This window comes from Streptomyces sp. NPDC002785 (assembly GCF_040295565.1).
Lineage (GTDB): Bacteria > Actinomycetota > Actinomycetes > Streptomycetales > Streptomycetaceae > Streptomyces.
In genome coordinates, this window is sequence record NZ_JBEOVN010000394.1 from 1 (window position 1) to 2,346 (window position 2,346).

At 70.7% G+C, this 2,346-nt stretch carries 1 protein-coding gene; it reads left to right on the forward strand.

Annotated features, from left to right (window positions below; genetic code table 11):
• Nucleotides 1-2,346 (forward strand): type I polyketide synthase (locus tag ABTZ94_RS37300; protein WP_502967378.1); only part of this gene is annotated, 2,346 nt, incomplete at both ends.

Consider the following 2,346-nt stretch of genomic DNA (forward strand, 5'->3'; position numbering starts at 1 on the left):
TCTGCCGCCGATGGATGCCGGGTTGGCGATCGGTGCTCTTCAGCAGGCTCTGGACCTGGATGACACGGTGCTGGCCGTCGCGGACATCGACTGGGAGCGGTTCGGCCCCGGCTTCACCGCCGTACGGCCCAGCCCGCTCCTCTCCGGCCTGGCCGAGGTGCGCCAGGCCGTGGCACGTGCCGCCATCGTCCCCGAACAGGCCGGAAGGGCCGCGGAACCGGCCACCTCGCTCGGTCAACGGCTGCTCGGGCTCGGTGAGCCCGAGCGCGGAGCCTTCCTGCTGGACCTCGTACGCGGTCATGTCGCCGAGGTGCTGGGCCACGCCCACATCGAGGAGGTCGCGGCCGACCGCGCGTTCCGTGAGATCGGTTTCGACTCGCTGACCGCCGTGGAACTGCGCAATGGCCTCAACGCCATCACCGGTCTGCGGCTCCCCGCCACCCTCATCTACGACTACCCCACCCCGATCGCCCTCGCCGACCACCTCCTCGCCGGACTCCTCGGCGAGCAGGCCACGATCACCGGCCCGGTGGTGGCGGCCGCGGCTGACGACGACCCGATCGCGATCGTTGCGATGAGCTGCCGCTTCCCCGGCGGCGTGCACACCCCCGAGCAGTTGTGGCGACTGCTCGCGTCCGGCACGGACGTCGTTTCGGGCATGCCCACCGACCGTGGCTGGGACCTGGACACTCTCTACAACCCGGACCCGGACGTCGAGGGAACCTCGTACGCCCGCGAGGGCGGCTTCCTGCACGACGTCGCCGACTTCGACCCCACCTTCTTCGGTATTTCGCCGCGTGAGGCGCTGGCAATGGATCCCCAGCAGCGGTTGCTGCTGGAGACGTCCTGGGAGGCGTTCGAGCGGGCCGGCATCGACCCGGCGACACTGCGCGGCAGCCACGCCGGTGTCTTCGTCGGCACCAACGGCCAGGACTACCTGTCGCTGCTGCTCAACGGCTCGGAGGGCCTCGAAGGCCACATGGGCACGGGCAACGCGGCCAGCGTGATCTCCGGCCGGCTGGCGTACACCTTCGGGCTGGAGGGCCCGGCCGTCACCATCGACACCGCCTGCTCCTCCTCGTTGGTCGCCCTGCACTCCGCCATCCACGCGCTGCGCAACGGAGAATGCTCGCTGGCGCTGGCCGGTGGGGTGACCGTGATGTCCACCCCGGGTGTGTTCATCGACTTCAGCCGCCAGCGCGGTCTCGCCACGGACGGCCGGATCAAGGCGTTCGCGGCTGGTGCGGATGGCACGGGCTGGGGTGAGGGTGTCGGCATGCTGCTCGTCGAGCGGCTCTCCGACGCGCGCAAGAACGGCCACCCGGTCCTTGCCGTTGTGCGTGGCACGGCGGTCAACCAGGACGGTGCGAGCAACGGCCTCACAGCGCCGAACGGCCCCTCCCAGCAGCGGGTGATCCGGCAGGCCCTGGCCACCGCCGGGCTCTCGGCCACGGACGTGGACGCGGTCGAGGCGCACGGCACCGGCACCAAGCTGGGTGACCCGATCGAAGCGCAGGCGCTGCTGGCCACCTACGGCCAGGACCGCCCTGAAGACCGCCCGCTGTTCCTCGGCTCCATCAAGTCGAACATTGGCCACACGCAGGCCGCGGCGGGCGTCGCGGGTGTGATGAAGATGGTGCTCGCCATGCAGCACGGAGTGCTGCCGCAGACGCTCCATGTCGACGAGCCGACCCCGCACGTCGACTGGGCCGCGGGCGACATCGCCCTGCTGACCGAGCCGGTGGCCTGGCCGGAGACCGGCCGTCCGCGCCGGGCGGGCATTTCCTCCTTCGGCTTCAGCGGGACCAACGCCCACGCCATCGTGGAGCAGGCGCCGGCCGAGGAGACCACGGATTGCGCCCCGGAACAGGGCGTGGCCCCGGCGATGCTGCCGGTGGTCCTGTCCGCACGGACTGCCGACGGGCTGCGTGCGCAGGCCGAGCAGCTGCGTGCGCACCTGACCGCTGAACCGGACACGGTGCCGACGAACGTCGGCTACTCCCTGGCCAGGCACCGCGCGGTCTTCGAGGAGCGGGCCGTGCTCGTCGCCGAGGACCGGGCCGAGCTGCTGGCCGGTCTGGAGGCGCTGGCCGAGGGCCGCAGCACGACCGGGCTCGTCGAGGGCTCGGTGGTCAGCCGCAAGACCGCCTTCCTGTTCACGGGGCAGGGCAGTCAGCGGCTCGGTATGGGCCGTGAATTGTACGAGACGTTCCCGGTCTTCGCGGATGCCCTGGACGAGGTGTGCGCGCATCTGGACCAGTATCTGGAACAGCCTTTGAAGGGTGTGCTGTTCGGGTCTCAGGCCGAGCTGTTGGACCGGACGGGCTTTACGCAGCCTGCGTTGTT